Source organism: Endozoicomonas sp. 4G (assembly GCF_023822025.1).
In the GTDB taxonomy this organism is placed as follows: Bacteria; Pseudomonadota; Gammaproteobacteria; order Pseudomonadales; family Endozoicomonadaceae; genus Endozoicomonas_A.
In genome coordinates this window covers 2,728,659-2,750,519 of record NZ_CP082909.1, presented here as the reverse complement: position 1 = coordinate 2,750,519, position 21,861 = coordinate 2,728,659, and the positions used below count along the sequence as shown (strand labels likewise).

General features: G+C 49.4%; 9 protein-coding genes. 2 read left to right on the top strand and 7 right to left on the bottom strand.

Features of this window, described 5'->3' with window-relative positions; translation table 11 throughout:
* Positions 1–44: 44 nt before the first annotated feature.
* Positions 45–7,772 carry an AAA family ATPase gene (locus K7B67_RS10740; protein ID WP_252180328.1) on the bottom strand — a complete coding sequence of 2,576 codons (7,728 nt, stop codon included), beginning with the start codon at positions 7,770–7,772 and terminating at the stop codon, positions 45–47.
* A 202-nt stretch (positions 7,773–7,974) separates the two neighbouring features.
* The gene (locus tag K7B67_RS10735; protein WP_252180327.1) at positions 7,975–8,343 is read right to left on the bottom strand and encodes a hypothetical protein; all 369 of its coding nucleotides are present in this window, start codon (positions 8,341–8,343) and stop codon (positions 7,975–7,977) included.
* 175 nt (positions 8,344–8,518) lie between these two features.
* Here K7B67_RS10735 and K7B67_RS10730 point away from each other — a divergent pair, with 175 nt between their 5' ends.
* Positions 8,519–9,748, top strand: a complete 1,230-nt coding sequence (locus K7B67_RS10730) for a transposase family protein (RefSeq protein ID WP_252180326.1) — start codon at positions 8,519–8,521, stop codon at positions 9,746–9,748.
* Positions 9,749–9,814: 66 nt separating this feature from the next.
* Here K7B67_RS10730 and K7B67_RS10725 read toward each other — a convergent pair whose 3' ends face one another.
* The 5 genes from K7B67_RS10725 to K7B67_RS10705 all read right to left on the bottom strand — a co-directional run bounded on the left by K7B67_RS10725 (position 9,815) and on the right by K7B67_RS10705 (position 20,255).
* Positions 9,815–11,188: a hypothetical protein gene (locus tag K7B67_RS10725; protein ID WP_252180325.1), complete on the bottom strand. Its 1,374-nt coding sequence runs from the start codon at positions 11,186–11,188 to the stop codon at positions 9,815–9,817.
* Positions 11,189–11,460: 272 nt separating this feature from the next.
* Positions 11,461–11,898, bottom strand: a complete 438-nt coding sequence (locus K7B67_RS10720) for a TA system VapC family ribonuclease toxin (RefSeq protein ID WP_252180324.1) — start codon at positions 11,896–11,898, stop codon at positions 11,461–11,463.
* A gap of 6 nt (positions 11,899–11,904) precedes the next feature.
* Positions 11,905–12,135, bottom strand: a complete 231-nt coding sequence (locus tag K7B67_RS10715) for a hypothetical protein (protein WP_252180323.1) — start codon at positions 12,133–12,135, stop codon at positions 11,905–11,907.
* Positions 12,136–12,332: 197 nt separating this feature from the next.
* Entirely contained in the window at positions 12,333–15,500 is a 3,168-nt protein-coding gene (locus tag K7B67_RS10710) for a transglutaminase-like domain-containing protein (protein ID WP_252180322.1), read from the bottom strand.
* 93 nt (positions 15,501–15,593) lie between these two features.
* The gene (locus K7B67_RS10705; RefSeq protein ID WP_252180321.1) at positions 15,594–20,255 is read right to left on the bottom strand and encodes an AAA family ATPase; all 4,662 of its coding nucleotides are present in this window, start codon (positions 20,253–20,255) and stop codon (positions 15,594–15,596) included.
* Between the two features lie 212 nt (positions 20,256–20,467).
* Between K7B67_RS10705 and K7B67_RS10700 the strand changes: the two genes are divergently transcribed.
* Entirely contained in the window at positions 20,468–21,844 is a 1,377-nt protein-coding gene (locus K7B67_RS10700) for a hypothetical protein (protein WP_252180320.1), read from the top strand.
* The last annotated feature ends 17 nt before the right edge of the window (positions 21,845–21,861 follow it).

Here is a 21,861-nt window from a genome sequence, read left to right as displayed (position 1 = left end):
TAGTGCTATGACCTTCAGGCAGGATGGAAGTTCCGTTTGCAGGGTTACCTTTTTTGTCCTCCCGGGTGCAGATTCATTGGTTTGTGCGTTCTCGGGGCAAATACCAATGAGTCACACAGCGAATCCAAATTCACGGTGCTCAAAAACTCACGGGCAATGTTTATCAGCTCATTGGATTTGAGCACCAGACCATTATTGGCATTGTGCACCTGTCGTAAGTAAGTATTCTGGACAGATTCATGAAGCTCGTCAGAGCTGTCGATTGCAGACATCATGGCATACAGTTCTTCTGGTGAAGATGGATCATGAGCACCGTAGCTTTCTGCCTCCGAGGCCTGCTTTATGTCGGCTTTGAGCCAACAATACGTTAAGCCGCCGCCTTTTGAGTGCGTCACTCCATACAGGTAATGACTGAAGGCCTGCAAGAGAGCGGCTTTGCTTTGCTTCCTTAAATCATCGAAAAGGGGATGTGATTTTTCTTGTTCCGATAATTGCTTCAAGTAAGGATTGCTCTTAACTTTTTGTTGAAACAGGACTTCGGCCTTTTTAGTAATCACTTCGGAGTCCAAGGGAAGATTCCCCAGAACTATCACCGGACGCTGGTTCGCCTTGCCCGAGCTGAACTGCACAAATGCAGGATGGTGCGCCAGCATTCGTTCGATATTCGGAATACCCTGAGGTACGTCTGTCCAGGCGTTCACTATTGATGTGCAGGCTATAGCCTCTTCGAAGGACGACGAAAACCCATCATGGCAATGGGTGACGGAAAAGGGATCACTGTCCTTTTGAATACGTTCATAAGCCGACCGCCATACCTTGCTATTTTTTTCTCTGGATAAAAACTGCTTATACCACTTTTTCAGGCAGTTACCGGCCCTGACCTTCAATTGACCGATGCTTTCCAGACGCACCAGCAGCTTGTGATGTTCATCGGCGCTAATAAGATTTCTGTCGTAGTCCGGTATTGGATCCAGCCAATCCAGACTCATGACTTTATCGGCAAAGCTAACGAGCGGAAGGTTAGTCCAGTCACAAAAAAACAGTACATTGATCATTACACGCAACCAATCGCGAGGGGTTTTTACTCCGGCCTGATCAATGACTTTTGCATGGAGTAACTTGAGCTGTTCAATGACCCGGTCTTTACCACCGTTGTGCACTATTTTTCTGATGGCTTTCACCATCGGATTATATAAGCTGTCATACTCAGAAGAACCGATCATTTCGGTGTCTTCAGCACTCAATATTTCTTTCTCCAGTAACATTGAGACGCCCATGGAAAATCCGGTGAGATCTCCTCTCCTCCAAAGTTTATCCACCAACTTGCACGTGCTTAGACTTATAGTTGGCAGTGCACTGTTTGTCTCAAACGTTTTGCTCAGTTCCTCAACGCTCATGCCACAGGCTTCAGCCAGAGCTTGCTGCTGCGTTGAATCAGTAACTTTCAGGAGACCTTTAAAGAGTTCCCCGGTCTTCTTCAGCTCAGCGCCAGAAACACTGACCTGTCTGGTGTCCTGGAAGTCAGGCAGGATTTCTGTTGACTTGACAGGCGCCCCGCCCAAATCCACAGGCTCCCAGTTTTGGCCGCCATCCAATGAATACTCTGCAAAGGCGTGAACACGGTTAGAAATTTGCCGACAGGGAATCCCGAAATAACGACACAAAACCACAAAAACAGGCACACGATGACGACACCTCCCTTGCCGCTGTGTGATGAGGAATTGAAAGAAAGGTTGATGGGGCTCCGGCATGGTATCACCGGAAAAACCTTCACAGTAGTCCGTGATCGCCTCAATGCGTTGCCACGTGTTTTGGGCATTTTTTATTTTCCGCAAAGGCTCCTGTATTTCGGAGGGTTGATGATCAATGTGCTTAAACATTTCGTTCAGTAGTTCTTTTATATCTTCTGAACAGCGAGCGTCAAACCGTGTTGATGGTTCTGGCCGGGCTCGTATTTTTTTGCCCGGTTTTATGCGTTCTACGACGTAGGCAAACTTGATATTGCTGGCTGTGGGCTCATGCAGCTGCAGCGAGTGAAGCCCGGTATACGGGTCCCTGAACAGGGAAAACCGAAAATCGGGTACTACACGCATAGATACAATACGCTCATCTTTCTTCAGGTTCGGTAACGGATATCGACCATTATCCAACCTCCAGTGTGGTTGCCAGTCAAAGGTCGCCAGCGTTTGGTCTTTGGCTAATATCACTTTCTGGTCATGTTTTGGTAACCGGGCGGGTATGAGGACTTCGGCTCCCTGCAAGGACATATGACTAATATTGATCTTTTTGATGTCGCCCTGAGCAGTCACATAAATATCCTTTGCCCACCACCGATAAATCCCGGAACCATGGTCAGGCAACTTAAAAAGGATATGCTCGTCAACTCGTCGTTTAGCCTGCTTCTGATAGTTCGTTGACCGGTCCAATGCCGGAATCTGTTTTTCGTAGTCTTGTGGATTGTATTTTTCAGGAGCCTTATCACTACCAGCAGTCAATATTTTCGCTTCATTCATAGGCTGTGGCTGGTATTGTTCAGGAGCCTTATCACTACCAGCAGTCAACGCTTTCGCTTCATTCATAGGCTGTGGCTGGTATTGTTCAGGAGCCTTATCATTACCAGCAGTCAACGCTTTTGCCTCATTCATAGGCTGTGGCTGGTATTGTTCAGGAGGCTTATCACGGCTGGTAGCGGATGCTTCGTTAATAAAATCATCAAGCAAATGGTTCGGTACATCACTTAACTGATCCCAGAACGCAGACCAACATCGAACTTCATGGCCTTTCCACGCCTCTATCTGCTTATCAGCCTCATTAAGGTAAGGCTGGTTGACTGATAATTTCAGTGTTTGTTGCTGTTCTTCTGTCATGGGAAAGACACTACTAGCGTCCACACCGATCTTGCCAAACCTATGAGCAAACCAGCATTGCTGCCAGTGTCGGTACAGAGCCTCGGTGATAATACCGTCCGACTTATCCGGTTGCAGGGAAAGACCGGATGACCGCCACTGGGCCTGGGCCACTCTCTTGATGATTTCCGCTTTGGCTGCCTCTTTATCCGGACGATCTTTAATATGAATTTCATGGTTTTTTTCATCAATACCGTCGAGGTTACTGCGTCGTATCAACCACGGACGATCCATGCTCGATACCGTTTGGTTCAACCAACGGCACAGTTCAGCATTAAACTCTCCTGTACCTTCGGCAGGAGCCGATGACCCAGGCAGTTTCTCCAGCGATGTTTTGGCGGCCATCAGATACAGCCAATAGTGCTGATTGAAACATTGGTGAAGGCTTTCTTTGCTAAAATCGTTTCCTCTCACGACGGCTCCGACCACATCCTGTAAATCACCACTGGTGGGTCGCAACGCCAGGTTTTGCTTTTCTAGCTGATCCCTTAATTGACAATGCAGCTGGCTCAGCTGTTTAGCCACGTTTTTCCCTTCCGGGCTCTCTGGCAATATTTTCTCAGCAATGGCCTGCAACTCTGTCGGGTTGTACTGCCGGATCGGCAAATGTCGAAAACGTCCTTTCAGTGCCGGTGATAAGGGTTTTCGTCCGCTGTATTCCGGTGGGTTGATGGTGGCAAACAGATGAAAACCCGGATGGGCGTCACCGGCCAGAATATCGTTTAACTCACCTTCCAGATGTTGGCTGTCGATCAGGTTCATTTCTGAAATCACCACGATCCCACCTTCGAGTTTTGCCTTCTGGATTGCTTCACGCACTTCGTCCCAGGAGCAATCGCAGGCATTCAGGTAAAAGACTTCTGGCATCAATTCATGCCGTTTCTGAGCCTCCAGCCTGACACTTTTAATCATCAGGTCCAGCGTAACATCCTTACCCCGCCCAGCCGGGCCTTCAATCAGTGTCGCCTGTCTTCCGCCGTGTTTTCTGTCGTGATGATAAGCCTGCTGAGCGCGACTTAAATCCTGTCCAATCTGTTGTACCAGTTCACAGACGGCTGAGCCGGAGGTATCAAAGTCAGGTTGGTTTTTTTGGGTGACTGCTCTGAAGGTTTGCTGAATATCGGGCAGGGTATAGTTATGCACTTTGTCTCTCAGGGTGTTGTCCGTCTTATAACGGGCAGCAAACCAGATATTCAGTGCCGACAGGGCATCCTGATGAGCCTCGCTGATTTCGGGGCCCAGTACATCCCGAAAACTTTGTTGGATCAAACCGTGCACTTGTTTGCAGTTAACACGGTCACCTGCGGATAACGAACGATCAAGATACCAGCCCACCCAACTGCATATATCCGTCAGATCCCTGGGGGTAAACTCATGCTCTGGCAACAGTTCCTGATAAAATTGCCACAGTGCCATCACGCTTCCGGTGGCACTGTGTGCAATGTCGTCTATTTCAGAGTCAGTCAGACGCCGTTGTTGTAAATGATTAACCAGAGCTGGTTCCACGACCCTGTCCCTGAGGAATGCCTCGTCTAACTTTGGGTAGTAAGCCCTGGGCAGTTTCTCTTTCAGGGCCGGGTCCAGCTGGCGTCCGGCGTAATCATCGGGGTTACCGGTAAGAATCACCCGGTGTTTTCCGCTGACCGGGACAGGATGACCATCCACATAGATGCAGGGTTCCGGTTCCCATAAACCCTTCAGGGACGCCAGTAAGCCGGTTTGGGCCAGGTTGGCTTCATCCAGCACCAGCGTAAGGTATTCCCCGTCTTTGTAAGTTCGAGCTTTGGCCCATTCCATCAGCATGCGGTTTTGCTGCTTCATAGAGCGGTCGCCATCGGCCTGTTTTTTCCACTGCCAGCGTTTCATCAGGGTTTGTTCGCTGTCAGAAGGGCCGAGGGACAGCACCTTAGCCGGTCCAGAAGCCTTTGCCATTTTGGCGGAAAAGTAACTCTTCCCGGTGCCGGTTTCTCCCTGCAGGAAAATAACGGGAGAGTCTGCAAGCCGTTCATGGAGTCGGGATAATCGACGGTTTTCACGATCCTGCTGACTGATCTTACCGAAATAAAGATCCTCGGCCAGTGCTGATAAAGGCTGATCATCAGAGCCCTGCAATACCAGTTTTTCAGACAGTCGATGTTTTATACGTTCAATGCCTTCTGTTTTAGAGGTTACTGTTCTGGCCATTTGAAAACAATCGCTGGCCAGAGCGTGAATAACATCGGATCGGGTCTGCCCCGGTGGTAAAGTTAATTGCCAGCCAGTAGCCAGTGCATCCTGCAAACGTTTAATCTGTCTTGATGGCCTGATGGGTAACATTTGATACTTTTTTACTGTCGCCGGATTGACTTTTAACTGATACGTCATGGCCTCTCGTTGATTGTCAGGCCCATGGGCGACGATTATGGCGCAGAGCCTGTCCAGCATTTCGTCTTCATCTACCGATAGAAATGGTTTTTCATAGGACAGTTCTAAATCTCTATTAAATACTATCGGGTCACATGCTCTGGCCAATGGCCACAGGTTCTGCTTCACAAATGCTCTATCCAACCGGGGAGCACCGTTAACGATGGCCGTTAATTGATCCGGGTCAACCGAAGCAGGCTTTTTATAGGCATCCGGCTTTTTATCAGCATCCGGCTTTTTATCAGCATCCGGCTTTTTATCAGCATCCGGCTTTTTATCAGCATCCGGCTTTTTATCAGCATCCGGCTTTTTATGAGCATCCGGCAATAACCGCCAACAAGCCACTTTCATAAAATCCCTTACCGTCGGATGCTGACGGATGCCATGGGTAATGGTGCTATTGATGGCCTTGCGCCAGTGGCGGGGTAAAAGCTGTGGCGACTGATCCAACTGCTGTGCCTGCCGGGCAGCCAGTATCAGGCTATTTAACAACTCCTGGGTGATTTCAGGCAGAGGGTTACAGAGGTGGGCAGGTACGGTTTTAAAGGCGTTGTAAAGCTTATCAAGCACTTGTTCAGGCAGTTCAGTACGGGGGATGTGATATCTGTCGGCATTGATAGCCCAGAGATCGACGTCGGGACACGGCTTACCCGTAACAACCAACGAAGTGAATAGGGACGATGTACTTTTCACCGACTCAGGCCAGAGTATTGTCACATCAGCCTGTGGGTAGGCCTGCAAATGGCCGTTCACCAACAGCGGTTGCCCGACAGCCAGGGGTTCCAGAAGCTGCTGAAGGGGTGGATTCGTTTCCAGCCCCCGGAAGACCACCGGCTCACCCGCAGTTAATGCCTCCTGCAACTTACTCAGACGTTGTCCAAAATGAGCCTTTTGTTCCGAGGTGATATGGATATTATCAAATAGCTGGCTGAAGCTGGTCTGGTCATTGACCTGAATGACCAGAGGTGCCTGTGGGTGACTATTTACCCGGCTATTTACCCAATGACTGGCCTGGGCATGTTGCTGATAAGTCACTGCATCAAAAGCTGAGTGAACTCTAATGTTGGGCAGAGGATCCGTATCGTTTTCTGTCAATCCCAGTGCTTCAGGCTGTTGTTTTGAATGAGCCACCTGAAGTTGGGGCTCCAGGCCCGTCGTTTCGCGAATGGTTTGCAATGAACCCAACAAACGAAACCAGAGAGCCTCAGAGAGGGGAGAGGTTACGGTGACGACACCACCCACCCGAACCTGTTCCAACAGGCTGGTGTTAGGGACTGCATAGCCTTCCGGGGTAATGGCAATCGGGTTCAGCCATTGGCTGATATTGCTCTGGTTAATGATGATCGGGTTTTGTGATGCGGGCTCTTTAGACAGACTTTGGAACAGTGAACGAAGCTCGTCATTCCTTACCGGCATCTGATAAAACTGAACATCGTCGGGTAACTGGCAGACTTTGCCATTGCTCTCAAAGCATTGTTGCGCCAGCATTTGTCGGATCGTCTGCTCAAAGGCCAGGTCTTTCCAGTCGGCTCCTTTCAAAATCACCCGTTGTCCGGCTCGCAAGGTTTCAAGCCTGCCGGGTATGTGCTGGATGCGTCCCTGTTGATCCACACCAGGCCCACCCAACAACAAATGTCGCCAATTACTGTGCAAGTGGCAGTCAATAACAAGGGTATTGCCGTCGTCCATAGCATTTTCGGCAGGGGGAAGTTCAGCCAGTAACGGCGGAACTTTGTCGATGCCCGATGGGGTGTTGCCAGTTTCAGCTTTGAACTGCCAGGTATTGCCGGGTCGATTAATCCGTCGCCAGAAATCGGCACCAGGGGCATCGTCACTCTGGCCAACTGAAGCCAGCTGTTCGGGGGCTGCCAAAACCAATAGCGAAACATGCTCGCCCAGAGGGCGTTTTTCATGGCTGACTCTGTCGTACAGGCAAGGGTTATCGGGATCCAGCAAATCGTTAAATTTTGGCAGCTCGTCGCTGGTAAGCTTTCGGATATCAATCACCAGAGTCAATGGTTGAGAGCTTTCAAACAGCTTGCCTGAACTCAGCGTATGGCGACCTTGTTCGGAAATACTCAACCGGCTCACCAGGTTAGCCTGTGAGAGGTCATCGGGGTGGGAAATAACAGCGACTTCCTGATGTTTATCGCAGGTCTGGTCAACCAAAAGCTGTCGAACCTGATCACCATTGGCAACAAAACGAAAATCAAAGGCATGAGATGACTTTTGGCAGGGGGGGGCTGTTGAGGATACGGTTCTTGCTTTATCAGGCGTCACTGAGGGTGGCGATATCTTCAGGTTGGACATGACTTTAGAGCAGGCTGCTACCTGTACCTGCTTTGCCTTCGGTAAATCCAGCCTTGCTCGTTTGGCTGGCACACCACTATCAGGCACATCACCATCAGGCACACCAAGCCCAACAATGGGTTTGTTTATGTTCCCATCAATCCGACCATCCATAGCCAATCTCTCTCCTGTTACCTGAAGGACTGCATTGAAATTGTTTAATGCTATGACCCTCGGACAGCAGGAAAGTTCTATGACCTGTACACCATTTTCATACGGCTTGTCCTGTGTGGGTAGTCTGTCGGAAGTGCGTCATGCTCCCACGCTATAGCATGGGAGCGAGGAAAGGGTTCCAGGGCTTTTTGTCGGGTGGGTTTTACTTGCTGGCCGAATTGTTAATGATCTGGATCAGCATGTCTTCAACCTTGTCAAAACGCCGGTCATAATCCTCTAAATACGTTTCAATCTTGTCAAAGCGGCGATCGTGTTCGTCAAAGCGGCGGTCGTGTTCGTCGAAGCGGCGATCGTGTTCGTCGAATCTTTTACTGTAACCCTCCAGTACTATACTGTGATCCACTAAAAGTTTGCTGTGTTCCATCAATGTTTCACTATGACTCTCTAGTATTTTTCTCTGCTTAACCTGCTCCCTTAGAATCAACGTCACCGTGCCATCAATCCTGCTAAGCACATTCTCCATATTGTCCTGACGTTGCTCTAATACTGACACTCTTGCCTCAAGACTCATACTACTCATCCTAGGTGGTTTCTTATTCGAGTCTTGAGAATAGCAGTTGAAAGGGGGACTGCAAGTTGAAGTCTCTTCCAACATGAAATGAGCCTAAAGGGGACTCCTGTTTCTAGCATGAAATGAGCCTCACGCTTTTGGATCTTTCGTCCATTATTACTGGATGAAAATCATCATGAACACGAGGCTAATTAGTACCCTCCAGCAGGTTCAAGAACTGCTTAATCAAGCACCATTGATAGAGCCCGGTTGGGAGTCAAAAGACGAGTGTTATCAATGGGTTGAAGAAGTTTTGAGGCACTTCCGATATCGATCACTCACTCGGTCAGAGAAAGGGATTATTAAGCGGTATCTGACAGTTGCCACAGGCTACTCAAGAGCTCAAATCAGCCGCCTTATCAAGGCATACCTCTCAGCAGGTCATTTGAAGCGCAAACAGCGGACCAGCAATGGGTTCAGCAATCAGTACACCAAGGCCGATATAAGGCTCCTCGCTGCGACAGATCAGCTTCATAATGGTCTAAATGGGGCTGCTATCAAAAAGCTCTGTGAAAGGGCGTATGTGCAGGGTGACCAGAGCTATGAACGCCTGAAAGATATTTCCGTCTCACACATATACAACCTGAGAAAGTCACAGACATACCGTAACATCCGGTCACCTAAAGACGTCACCAAACCGACAAAACGAGCAATTGGTGTACGGCGAAAACCAAGGCCAGAAGGACAGCCAGGCTTTATACGCATCGACACTGTACACCAGGGTGATCAGGATAGAGTCAAAGGCGTGTACCATATCAATGCTGTTGATGAGGTGACACAGTATCAGGTTGTTTGCTCTGTTGAGAAGATTAGTGAGACATATTTGATTCCTGTTTTGGAGGAGCTGCTGGCTTCATTTCCCTTTAAATTAAGGGGTTTTCATTCTGATAACGGTTCTGAATACATTAATGGTCGTGTATCAGAATTACTTGAAAAGCTTCGTATAAATTTTACGAAATCAAGAGCAAGAAAGACAAACGACAATGCGCTTGTAGAAAGCAAGAATGGTGCGATCATCAGAAAAATACTTGGGTATGCTCATATTCCTCAGAAGTATGCGACAGAAATAAATGAGTTCAATAAAATCTATCTTACCCCATACCTAAACTTTCATCGTCCGTGCTTCTTCCCGGAAACAGAGGTAGACGCAAAGGGCAAGGAAAAGAAAAAGTATCACTATGAAAACATGATGACCCCCTATGAAAAATTCAAAAGTCTCCCCGACTTTAAGAAATATTTGAAAAAGGGAGTCACCCTCGAAGAACTTGAGGCAAGAGCTACAAGCATGAGCGATAATGAGTCAGCAAAGCAGTTGCAGGCTGCCAGAGAATTACTGTTTCAATCAATTTTTGAACGAAAGGCCTGAAAGCACTGGCTTGACGCCCCTTCAGGCTCATTTTGGGATTAGAAAATACTGTTGACGGGCTGGTTTTTAGTAGACATCTAATAACTCATAAATTGAATTCAAATTCACAGTGTTCACAAACTCTTTGGCAATGGTTGTCAATTCATCAGATTTCAGCACCAGGGCATTGCTGGCTTTGAGTGCTTGCCGTAAGTAAGTATCCTCAACATCTTTCTCGAACCAGAGGCAGTTACTAAGTTCAGACATCATGGCATACAGCTCTTCTGGTGAAGATGGATCATGAGCGCCATAGTTGTTCATATGGTTGTTAAACGGGTTAATAATGATCGGGTTTTGTGATGCAGGCTCTTTAGACAGGCTTTGGAACAGTGAACGAAGCTCGTCATTCCTTACCGGCATCCGATAAAACTGAACATCGTCGGGTAACTGGCAGACCTTGCCATTACTCTCAAAGCACCTGTGATCCAGCATCTGTCGGATCGTCTGCTCAAAGGCCAGATCCTGCCAGTCGGCCCCTTTCAAAATCACCCGTTGTCCAGTTTTCAATAACTCAAGTCTGCCGGGGAGGTGCTGGATTCGCCCTTGTTGATCCACACCGGGACCACCCAACAACAGCTGTCGCCAATTGCTGTGCAAGTGGCAGTCAATAACAACGATAGTGTCGTCGTCCATAGGGTTTTCGGCAGGGGGGAGTTCAGCCAGTAACGGCGGAACCTTGTCGATGCCCGATGGGGTGTTGCCAGTTTTAGCTTTGAACTGCCAGGTATTGCCCGGTCGATTAATCCGTCGCCAGAAATCAGCACCTGGAGCATCGTCACGTCGGCCAACCGATGCCAGCTGTTCGGGGTCTGCCAAAACCAACAGCGAAACATGCTCGCCCAGAGGGCGTTTTTCATGGCTGACTCTGTCGTACAGGCAGGGATTATCGGGGTCCAGCAGATCGTTAAATTTCGACAGCTCGTTGCTGGTAAGCTTGCGGATATCGATCACCAGGGTCAATGGCTGTGAGCCTTCAAACAGTTTGCCTGAACTCAGTGTATGGCGACCCTGTTCGGAAATGCTTAGCCGACTCACCAGGTTAGCCTGTGAGAGGCCGTCGGGGTGGGAAATAACAGCGACATCCTGATGTTCATCGCAGGTCTGCGCCACCAAAAGTTTGCGAACCTCATCATCACTGGCGACAAAACGAAAATCGAAGGCATGTGGTTTTTTTGGGAGTGAGGAATCCGTTGAGGATACGGTTCTCGTTTTATCAGGGGGCGCCACTAAAGATGACGATAGCTTCAGGTTGGACATGTCTTGAGAGCAGGCTTTTACTTTCTTTGCCTTCTTCTCGTTTGACGATAAATCCAGCCTTGCCAGCTTGGCTGGCACACCACTATCAAGGGGGGCACGCTCACCCCTGGGTTTGTTTGTGTTCCCACCAATCTGACCATCCATAGCCAATCTCTCTCCTGTTACCTGAAGGACTGCATTGAAATTGTTTAATGGTATGACCCTCGGACAGCAGGAAAGTTCTATGACCAGTACACCATTTTTACGTCGGCGGTTTCGGGTGGCAGATAGCGGCAGGCAGAGCCGTAACTGGCACAATCTATCACACTTCAGAGTTGACGCACTTAGACAAGCTCTGAGCGAATGGAGTTTGGAGACTGCGAAATGTGGAAATTATTCAGGGACTATTCCTTAATACGGGGGTTGAAGTTACCTCATCAATCAAAAGGGTTAGTCACAGAAAAACCAGGGATTTTTCTAAAGTCGTTATCCCGGGTAATAATCTCACGAACGCTGTGCTCTTTCATAACTGCTGCAATACGACAATCGTGAACAAAGTTACCTCTGACAGGCGCCACTTGTTGGATAATTTCTGCAAAATACAGCAAATGGTCAGGACCCGGATCAATCCGGGATACAGCTGGCTGACCAAGAAGGTTCCTTATATTGGCAAGTGCTTGCTCAATACCCAGTGGCTTCGGCCTGATTAACTTTGGATGGGTGACCACCCTCAGATATTCAAACATATTGATCCAGGTAATGCAGTGGCGGGTTTTCTGCGAGGCAACCTGCTCCAGGAGCGTCTTGGCCACCTCATGCTCATCAAAAAGGGGAATGCTGGCGTAGACAAGAATATTAGTATCAATCAGCTTCATCAAGCATTAAACCAGGTCATCAAGATAGCTACGATCCGATGGATCAAAACCATCGGCAGGTTTGCTATTTTTTGCCACATACCACTGGAAAGGCACATGCCCCGGTTTATTCTGCTGTGTGGCAATAGCCATGCGAATGAGCTGGTTTGCCAACTGGCTCACGGTTGTGCGCTCTCTGGCGGCTTGCTCTTTGAGCTGGGCAAGCAAACCCGGTTCCAGATCCACTGTCGTTCTCATGATTTAACCCCTTTTTCTTTTTCAGTGTGATGCATCATGAATATGATAATAGTGCATCATGATGCATTGGCAAGCCATCACTCTATTTTTGGAGCATGTTAATAGGCGGTTTCTTGATAGCAGCACTGTGATTAAAGTATTTTCTAATCCCAAAATGAGCCTGAAGGGACGTCAAGCATGGACGAAGGGTGGGTGTACTAGACATCCAACGACTCACAGAGCGAATTCAAATCCACACTGTTCACAAACTCATCGGCAATGGTTGTCAGCTCATTGGTTTTCAGCACCAGAGCTTGACTGGCATTGTGTGCCTGGCGCAAGTCGTCATCTTCAACAGCTTTCTGAAACTGGAGATTGCTAGCAATCACCGACATCATGGCATACAGCTCTTTTGGTGAGGATGGGTCATGGGCGCCATAGTTGTTATAACCAATACTCGGCCGGAAGGCAGCATTGGCCCAACAATACGTCAGGCGACCCCCTTTCGAGTGTGTTACTTCATACAGGTAATGACTGAAGGCCTGCTGAATGGCTATTTCGCATTTCTTTTTTAAATCATCCAGTGGTTTTTGCTCCTCAGACGACAGCTTAAGGCGCTTTAGACCAGTTTGGTAGCGGTTTTCGATCTCTTTATTTTTTTTCCTGTATTCATTTTCCAGGGCCTGATATCGGCGATGACCCTCTTCTCTGCCGTGACCTCTTATCCATTGCGCAAGACTCGTTTTGCTGTCATTCAGTGTTCGCAGATCCCTGCTGCGTTGTTCAATTAATGCTTTATATTCATTGCCTTTTTCCAACAACCGTTGCAGTTGTGGACTGTTAGCAGCGCATAGTTGAAACAGGGCTTTGGTCTTTTCTTCAATCACTGTGTCTTTCCAGGAAGGTTGCCCCAGGATAATCACTGGACGGTGCTTTGCTTTGCCAGAAACTAATTGCACAAATGCAGGATTGTGCACCAGCATCCGCTCTATATTCGGAGTGCCATCAGGTTCGTCCGTCCAGATGGGCTTTACCGATGGGTTATCAATCATACCTTCCAGGTGTCTCGAAAGCCCATAATGACCATCGGTGATGAAAAAGGTATCGATACCACCTTTTTTCTTTTGGAACCTTTTATAAGCTAACTCCCATAGCTGGCTATTTTTTTCTCTGGGCAATAATTCCTCATACCACTTTTTCAGGCAATGGGTGGCCTCAACCTTCAGTTCGTCGACACCTGCCAGACGGACTAATAGACGATGATGTCCATCGGCCTGCATAACCATCTTGTCCTCATAGCTCGGCACCGGATCCAGCCAACCGAACACCAGGGCTTCATAGGCAAGTTGAATAACCTGCGGGGTCAGGTCACTTTCTGCCAGTGTGTACACCATGGACGTCAACCACTTGTAACGGCTGACTCCGGCCTGAACAACCATTTTAGAATGCAGTGACTTGAGTAGTTCAGTGACCTGATCTTTATCGCTTTTTGACAATATGTGTTGGACTGCCTCTGACATCGGTCGTCGGATATACTGAGAGCCAACGGACTCAACACTGACCAATTTCTTCTCAGGATCGCCCAATGCTTTTGTATCGAGCGACGTTATTATTGAGGTGCCCATGGAAAAAGCAGTTAAGGTTTTTTCTTCCCAAAGTTTCTTTACCACTTCGGCAGCATTTAGATTAATGACCGGCAGTGCTCTGTTTGTCTCAAGGGCTTTGATGAGTTTCTCAAGGCTTATGCCACAGGCTTTGGCCAGAGTTTGCTGTTGCGCTAAATTAGCCCCTTTCAGAAGATCTTTAATCCTCTTTGCATCAAGCCTGGAACCACTGACCTTGCTGATGGTCTGGAAGCGGGGTTTGATTTCTGTTTTCAGTCTGTGCGCCCCGCCCAAATCCACTGACACCCAGGAGTGTCCTCCATTCAGGGAATACTCGGCAAAGGTGTGGATAGAGCTATCGACTTTCCGGCTTGGAATCCCAAAATAACGACAAAAAGCGATAAAAACAGGCACACGATGACAACACCTCCCTTGCCGCTGTGTGACGAGGAATTGAAAGAAATTTTTACCAATCTCCGGTTGCGTCTTACCGGAAAACGCTCGGCAATAGTTTGTGATTGCCTTGATTCGTTGCCGGTTGTCTTTAGCCTTTTCTATGGCCTGTAAAGGCGCTTGTAGTTCTGGCGGGTATTTCTCAAACAGTTCGTTCATCACTGCTTTTATACCTTCTGAACAATGGACGTCAAAGTGTGTTGACCGATGGGGTGGGGTTCCTGTGGCGGACGTTTTTTTGCCTGGTTTTCTGGACTCTACGACATAGGTAACCAGAATACTCTCTCCGGCGTTGGCTTCTTGAATAAACAGTGTATGAAGACCGGTATATTGACCCCTGACCAGCTTAAATCGCCGTTCGGGTTCCAGGCGCATGGCCACGATACAGTCGTCAGGCGTCAGGCTGGGTAATTCATATCGAGCCTGACCCGTAAACAGGTTCAGGCTTGCCAGCGTTTGATTGCTGGCTAATATCACTGGCCGATCACTGCCTGGTAACCGGTCCGGTATAAGGGTTTCGACCCCCTTAATGTGTTGATCGTTGATATTGGTGAATATGACATCGCCCTCAGCAGACACATGAATATCTTGTACCCACATACGATACATCAAGGGAGAAGGGGACAACGTATTAAAACATCTGTGGAGGTCTTTTTTTGGCCGCTCCAGACACTCAAAGTTCGTGTCATGGTCCAATACCCCGTCCTGTGCCTCTGGAACTTCAGTTATGCTCTGTTGAATGGCGATATCATTGCTAATCGCTGATGTTTCGCAAAGCAGCTTCAGATACTTATAGTTCGTTTCATGGTTCAATACCCCGCCCTGTATCTCTGGAGCTTCAGTTATGCTCTGTTGAATGGCGATATCACTGCCAGTCGCTGATGTTTCGTTAAGCAGCTCCGGACACTCATAGTCTGTTTCATGGTTCAATACCACGTCCTGTATCTCTGGAGCTTCAGGTATTCTCTGTTCAATGGCGATATCACTGCCAGTCGCTGATGCTTCGTTAATAAAATCCTCCACCAGCTGGTTTGGCAGATCACTGATCTGAGACCAGAACGCAGGCCAGTATTGCACGACATTGGCGTCCCATTCGCCTATCTGCCGATCAGCTTCCTGAAGATAAGGCTGAGAAGCCGGTTCTTTCAGCGTTTGCTGCTCTTCTTCCGTCATGGGAAATACGCTGTTAGCATCTACGCCCGTTGCACCAAACACACGGCCAAACCAGCTTTGCTGCCAGTATCGATACAGTCCCCTGGTAAGAATGTCGTCCGACTGATCAGGCTTCAGGGAAAGGCCGGATGCCAGCCACTTTGCCTGAGCCACCATCCTGATGATTTCCGTTCTGGTTTCCTGCTCAGTCGGACATAACTTGATACGAATTTCATGGTTTTTTTCATCAATGCCGTTGAAATGACTGCCTCATATCAACCACGGACGATCAATGCCCGATACCCTTTGGTTGAACCAATCGCACAGTTTGGCTTCAAACGCTCCTCTGCCTATGGTAAGAGTCGATGAATCGGGCAGTTTCTCCAGCGGCAAGTCGGCGGCCATCAGGTAAAGCCGGTAGTGTTGTTTGAGACATTGATAAAGTCCTTGTTTGGTAAAGTCGCGCCTTCTGATAACAGCCTTGGCGACATCCTGCAAATCACGACTGGTTGGCCGCAATGGCAGTTTTTTCTTTTCCAGATAAGCCCTCAATCGACAATGTAACTGAGCCAGCTTTTCAGCCAGGGTTTTCACATTCAGGTCCTGCGGCAAGGCTTTTTTATCAAGGGCCTGCTTATCAAGGGCCTGCTTGTCAATGGCTTGCTCAGCAATGGCCTGCAACTCTGTCAGGTTGTACTGGCGGATGGGTAAATGTCGAAAACGCCCTTTCAGCGCTGGTGATAACGGCTTTCGACCGCTGTACTCAGGCGGGTTGATGGTGGCAAACAGGTGGAAACCCGAATGGGCGTCACCTGCCAGAATATCGTTTAACTCGCCTTCAAGATGCTGGCTGTCGATCAGATTCATTTCCGAAATGACCACGATGCCGCCATGCAATTTTGCCTCTTGGATCTTTTCACAGATTTCGTTCCAGGAACAGTCACAGGCATTCAGCTGAAAGACCTTTGGCATGGACTGTCCTTGTCGTTTAGCCTGCTTTTGGAAGGTTTTAATCAGCAGATTCAGCGTCGCATCTTTACCCCGTCCGGCGGGACCTTCAATCAGCGTCGCCTGACGGCCCCGGTGTTTTATGCCGGTATGATAAGCCTGCTGACACCGACTTAAATCCTGTGCCAGCCATTGCGCCAGCTGACAGACTGCCGATCCGGAGGTATCAAAGTCTGGTTGGGTGCCTTTGGTGACTGCCCTGAACGTCTGCTGAATATCTGGCAGGGTCTGGTTATGAACTTTGTCGCTCAGGGTGTTGTCCGGCTGGTAACGGGCAGCAAACCAGATGTCCAGTGCCGACAGGGCATCCTGATAAGCCTCGGTGATTTCGGGTCCCAATACATCCCGAAAACTGTGATGGATCAAACCGTGCATTTGCCGACAGGTCAGCGTGTCACCCTTGGATAACGAATGATCCAGATACCAGCCTGCCCAACTGCAGATATCGGTTAAATCCCTGGGTGTAAACTCATGCTCCGGCAACAGTTCCTGATAAAATTGCCACAGTGCCATGACACTTTTGGTGGCACTGTGGGCAATGTCGTTTATTGGATGAGACTCCGGCAGACGCTGTTGTAACTGATGGACCAGGGCCGGTTCCACCACCCTGTCGCTCAGGAAAGCCTGCTCCAAACGGGGGTAGTAAGTTTTGGGCAGTTTTTCTTTCAGGGCCGGGTCCAGCTGGCGCCCGGCGTAATGATCCGGGTTACCGGTAAGAATCACCCGGTGTTTTTTGCTGACCGAGACGGGCTGGCCATTCACATAGATGCAGGGTTCCGGTTCCCATAAACCATTCAGGGACGCCAGTAATCCGGTTTGGGTCAGGTTGGCTTCATCCAGCACCAGGGTAAGGTATTCATCGTCTTTATCGGATCGGGCCCCGGCCCATTTCATCAGCGCGCGGTCTTGTTGCATCATAGAGCGGTCGCCATCGGGGTGCTGCCGCCACTGCCAGCGTTTCATCAGGGTTTGTTCGCTGTCAGAAGGGCCCAGGGACAGCACCGCAGCCTGGCCTGAAGCCTTCGCCATTTTGGCGGAAAAGTAACTTTTCCCGGTGCCGGTTTCCCCCTGCAGGAAGATCACGGGAGAGTCCGTAAGCCGATCATGGAGTCGGGATAATCGACGGCTTTCACGATCCTTCTGATCGATTTCGCCATGATAAAGATCGTCAGCCAATGCTGACAAAGGCATATCAGTAGAACCCGTCCACGACAGTGATTCAGACAGTCGATGTTTTATACGTTCAATGCCTTCTGTTTTAGACGTTGTTGTTCTGGCAATTTGAAAACAATCGGCAGCCAGCGTATGAAGCGTATCGGATCGGGTCTGCCCTGGTGGTAAAGTTAACTGCCAGCCAGAAGCCAGTGCATCCTGTAAACGTTTAATCCGTCTTGCTGGCCTGATGGCCAGGGATTGGTAGGGCTCTGCGGTCTTCAGATCAATTGCCAACTGATTCGCCATGGCCTGCTGTTGTTCAGGCCTATGAGCCACGATGATAGCGCAGAGCCTGCCCAGGAAGTCTTCTTCATGCAGCCACGAAAATGGTTTTTCATAGGACAGTGCTAGTCCTGCCAGTCGGGCACTCTTGAATAGTGCCGGGTCACAGGCTCTGGCCAGTGACCATAGGTTCTGCTTCACAAACTCTCTATCCAACGGTAGGGCGCTATTGATGACATCATTTAACCGGTCCGGGTCTACCGAGCAGGTTTGATGTGGCTTTCTATGAGCATCCGGCGTCTTATAAGCATCCGGCTTTTTATGAGCATCCGGCAATAACTGCCAACAGGCTACTTTCATAAAATCCCGCACCGCTGAATGCTGCCGGGTGCCATGGGTGATAACGCTATTGATGGCTTTGCGCCAGTGGCAGGGTAAAAGCTGTGGGGACTGGTCAACCTGTTGTGCTCGCCGGGCCGTCAGTATCAGGTTGTTCAACACCCTTTCAGTTATTTCAGGTAGAGGGTCACAAAGGTTGGCGGGTACGGTTTTAAAGGCTTCGTAAAGTTCATTAAGTGCCTGTTTTGGCAGCTCACTACGGGGGATACCATGCCTGAAGGCGTTAATACCCCAGATATCGACCTTGGGGCAGGGGCTACCCGTGGCCACCATCGAACACAATACTGGCGATGGGCTTTTCACAGACTCAGGCCAGAGTATTGTCACATGAGCGTTCGGGTAATCCTGTAATTGGCCATTCACCAACAGGGGTTGGCCAATCAACAGAGGTTCCAGCAGCTGTGCAAGGGTTGGATTTTGCTCCAGTCCCAGCAATACCACCGGTTTGCCAGCGGCTAATGCCTTCTGCAAATCACTCTGATCCCGGCCAAAATGGGCCTTTTGTTCTGAGGTGATATGGATATTATCAAATAGCTGGCTGAAGCTGGTCTGTTCATTAACTTGAATAACCAGAGGTGCATTCGGACGATCATTGATCCAGTGGCTGGCCTGGCTATGTTGCTGATAAATGACGGTTTTAAAGGTGGCGTGACTTCTGGCCTTTTCCTGCGGGTTAGCCCGAAGCTGCCCATCGTTTTCTGACAATCCCAGGGCTTCGGGCTGCTGTCGTGTATGTACTACCTTGAGTCGGGGCTCCAGGCCGCTTGCCTCAAAAATCATCTGCAGTGAACCCAGCAAACGAAACCAGAGCGCCTCAGTGAGGGGAGAGGTGACGGTGATCGTCCCCCCCGCCCGAACTTGTTCCAACAGGCGGGTGTTAGGGGTTACATGGCCCTCCGGGGCAATGGCAATCGTGTTCAGCCATTCTGAGATATTGCTCTGGTTAATGATGATCGGTTTTTCTGGTGCGTGCTCTTTAGGGAGGCTTTGGAACAGTGAATGCAGCTCGTCACTGCCTACCGACATCTGATAAAACTGAACATCGTCGGGTAACTGGCAGACTTCCCCATTGCTCTCAAAGCACTGTTGCGCCAGCATTTGTCGAATGGTCTGTTCAAAGTTCAGGTTCTGCCAGTCAGCGCCTTTCAGAACCACTCGTTGTCCGGCTGTCAATTGTTCAAGCCTGCCGGGGATGTGCCGGATTCGTCCCTGTTGGTCCACTCCGGGGCCGCCCAGCAGTAGCTGCCGCCAATGACTGTGCAAGTGGCAGTCAATAATAACGGTATTGTCGTCGTCCATAACAGTTTCGGCACCGGGGAATTCAGGCAATACCGGGAGCATCGCGTCTATTGATGGGTCACTGCCCGTTTGGTCATTGCTCGTTTGAGCCTGGAACTGCCAGGTATTTCCCGGTCGGTTAATTCGCCGCCAGAAATCAGCGCCCGGTGCCTCGTCACGTCGGCCAACCGATCTCAATTGTTCAGGATCTGCCAGAACCAACAGGGTAACGTGCTCGCCCAGAGGGCGTTTTTCCTGGCTGACTTTGTCGTATAAACAGGGATTATCGGGATCCAGCAGATCGTTGAATTTTGGCAGCTCCGCGCTGGTGAGTTTGCGGATATCCATCACCAGAGTCAGTGGTTGTGAGCCTTCAAACAGCTTGCCTGAACGCAGAGTGTGCTGACCCTCTTCACTAATGCTCAACCGGCTCAGCAGGTTGGCTTGTGAGAGGTCATCGGGGTGGGAAATAACAGCGACATCCTGATGTTCATCGCAGGTCCGGGCCGCTAAAAGCTGTCGAACCTCATCATCACTGGCGACAAAACGGAAATCGAAGGCATGTGGTTTTTTTGGGCGTGAGGAATCCGTTGAGGATACGGTTCTCTTTTTATCAGGGGGCGCCACTGAAGATGGCGATAGCTTCAGGTTGGACATGTCTTCAGAGCAGGCTTCTACTTTCTTTGCCTTCCCCTTTGCCTTCTCCTTTGCTGATAAATCCAGCCTTGCTCGCTTGGTTGGCACACCACTATCAAGGGGGTCATGCTCACCTCTGGGTTTGTTTGTGTTCCCACCAATCTGACCATCCATAGCCAATCTCTCTCCTGTTACCTGAAGGACTGCATTGAAATTGTTTAATGCTATGACCTTCAGACAGGAAGAAAGTTCTATGGCTGGTGCAGTTAAGCCTTGATATCCATACAGCCTCTCAGGAGCCTGCCTCAAAAAAAACAGCGGCTTCTTTCCAGATCTTTACTAACCTGATTTCCCAATAAACATTTCAATGACCGGGAAGCCAGGCCTTGCTATCCAAAAAACCATTGATGTTGACCTTGATCATGGTCTTTTCTGTGCATTGTTCTCATGAAAGCCACGCTCAGGAAAGAAATGTGCCTTTGCTCTTCGCTTTGGCTGTCGGTAAGGTGCTTATCAACACCCCGAAGCTCTTTGTTGAAGTCTCGTCCTTCGGAAATATCCCACCCACTCGCTATTGCTTTTCTATTGACCCTGGCATCGAAGCTAACACTCGGGCAACCCCTGATGAGGGTTCTGGCGGTGAAGACAGCGGCAACTCTGATGAAAGCAGCTCTGATGAAAGCAGCTCTGATGAAAGCAGCGACAACCGTTCAAACGAAGAGGAAGACGAAGCTGATACCGAAACGGGTGTTCATTGTGCAAACACGACAACTGACCCTTTCCGAGCATTAAACAAAATCAGTCAGTATTGTTCGGCCCTGAGACTGAAAATGATTGAGCAGGAGTCCATTTCAAACAGTGAAATATCCACTAAGTCAGAGGCAGAGAACCACCTGCCCGCCGACCAGAGACCCAAGAGGCTCAAGGTGCACCATTGTGATCATGAGGGCTGCAACTACAGTACCGATCTGATGGGCAATCTGAAAGTGCACAAACAGATCCACCTGCCTGCCGACCAGAGACCCAAGGCGCACCCGTGTGACCACGAGGGCTGCGACTACAGTGCTTACCGAGTGGGCGATCTGAAAAAGCACAAAAAGACCCACTTGCCTGCCGACCAGAGAGCCAGGGTACACCAGTGTGACTATGAGGGCTGCAACTACAGCACTGACGATAAGGGCTATCTGAAAAAACACCAACAGATCCACCTGCCTGCCGACCAGAGACCCAAGAGACGAGTGAGGCTCAAGGTGCACCAGTGTGACCATGAAGGCTGCAACTTCAGCAGCCCTTACATGAGCAATTTGAAAACGCATAAACAGATCCATCTGCCTGCCGACCAGAGACTCAAGGTGCACCAGTGTGATCATGAGGGCTGCAACTACAGTACCGATCTGATGGGCAATCTGAAAACGCATAAACAGACCCACCTGCCTGCCGACCAGAGACCCAAGAGGCCAGAGAGACCCAAGGTGCACCAGTGCGACCATGAGGGTTGCAACTACAACACCTACAACACAGGTAATTTGAGGATGCACAAACAGACCCACCTGCCTGCCGACCAGAGACCCAAGAGGCCAGAGAGACCCAAGGTGCACCAGTGTGACCATGAGGGTTGCAATTACAGCACTGGTCACGCGGGCCATCTGAAAGTGCACAAACAGACTCACCTGCCACCCGACCAGAGACCCAAAAGACCCAAAAGGAAAGCGTCTGACCAGCCATCATCGAATGTGAAAAGAAAGAAGGGTAATAAAGAGTGATCCGCTAGTTTCAATTT

Coding starts and splice junctions, on each gene's coding strand:
- K7B67_RS10705 (WP_252180321.1), bottom strand. CDS start 20,255: ATGGATGGTCAGATTGGTGGGAACACAAACAAACCCAGAGGTGAGCAT.
- K7B67_RS10720 (WP_252180324.1), bottom strand. CDS start 11,898: ATGAAGCTGATTGATACTAATATTCTTGTCTACGCCAGCATTCCCCTT.
- K7B67_RS10725 (WP_252180325.1), bottom strand. CDS start 11,188: ATGGATGGTCAGATTGGTGGGAACACAAACAAACCCAGGGGTGAGCGT.
- K7B67_RS10730 (WP_252180326.1), top strand. CDS start 8,519: ATGAACACGAGGCTAATTAGTACCCTCCAGCAGGTTCAAGAACTGCTT.
- K7B67_RS10710 (WP_252180322.1), bottom strand. CDS start 15,500: ATGGTGGCTCAGGCAAAGTGGCTGGCATCCGGCCTTTCCCTGAAGCCT.
- K7B67_RS10735 (WP_252180327.1), bottom strand. CDS start 8,343: ATGAGTCTTGAGGCAAGAGTGTCAGTATTAGAGCAACGTCAGGACAAT.
- K7B67_RS10740 (WP_252180328.1), bottom strand. CDS start 7,772: ATGGATGGTCGGATTGATGGGAACATAAACAAACCCATTGTTGGGCTT.
- K7B67_RS10715 (WP_252180323.1), bottom strand. CDS start 12,135: ATGAGAACGACAGTGGATCTGGAACCGGGTTTGCTTGCCCAGCTCAAA.